Here is a 1,050-nt window from a genome sequence, read left to right on the forward strand (position 1 = left end):
GCAAAAGCCATAGAGCTGGTTGAAGAGGCAGTATCATCTGGAGCAAGCCAGAAGAAAGCCTGTGACATACTTGGTATTTCCACTAGGACCTACCAGAGGTGGACGAATCCCGAAACCCCTGACCATGACAGAAGGCCTTCTGCAAGCAGGCCTGAACCAAAGAACAAGCTCACCAGCGAAGAGAAGGACATGATACTTCAAGTGGTGAACAGCCCTGAGTATGCAGATAAGCCACCAAGTCAGATTGTTCCTGACCTTGCTGACAAGGGTGAGTACATTGCCTCGGAATCAAGCTTCTACAGGGTTATGCATGAAGCGAATCAGCAGAGCCACCGTGGAAGAAGCAATAAGAGTGAGAGCAGACCTATAAGCTCACACAAGGCTACAGAAATCAATCAAGTCTGGTCTTGGGATATCTCATACCTACCTGGACCAATAAAAGGAATGTACTACTTCCTCTACATGATAATCGACATATTCAGCAGGAATATAATAGGTTGGGAAGTCTGGGAAGAGGAGTCAGCAGAGCATTCAAGCAGGCTCATACACAGAGCGGTATTAGCTCAGGGGCTCATTAGGAAAACTAAGCCACTCGTGCTACATTCTGACAACGGAAGCCCTATGAAGGCAGCTACAATGCTGGCCACGCTCTACGAACTCGGTATAACACCCTCTCGAAGCAGGCCCAGGGTAAGCAATGATAATCCTTTTTCAGAGTCATTATTCAGGACGGTTAAATACAGGCCGGAGTATCCTGTAAAAGGATTCGCATCGCTTGACGAGGCTAGAGGGTGGTGCCATGAGTTTGTAAAGTGGTACAAGCATGAACATAAGCATAGCAAACTGGGCTTTGTAACGCCGCACCAGGTCCATATGGGTGAGGCTGAGAAGGTTCTTATTAACCGACGACAAGTTTATGAAGCAGCTAAGGCTAAGAACCCCTTACGATGGTCCAGACAAATCAGGAAGATGGAAGTTCCAACTGAGGTTTGGCTGAATCCGATCAAAACTGACGATAAGATTTTGCGACAACTACCTTGACAAACACCG

At 47.2% G+C, this 1,050-nt stretch carries 1 protein-coding gene; it reads left to right on the forward strand.

All coding sequences use genetic code 11. The features are described from left to right. On the forward strand, nt 1-1,041 hold a 1,041-nt coding region (locus tag J2Z34_RS17530; RefSeq protein WP_209461163.1), incomplete at its 5' end, for an IS3 family transposase. Between the last annotated feature and the right edge of the window lie 9 nt (nt 1,042-1,050).

Source organism: Youngiibacter multivorans (assembly GCF_017873395.1).
Lineage (GTDB): Bacteria > Bacillota > Clostridia > Clostridiales > Clostridiaceae > Youngiibacter > Youngiibacter multivorans.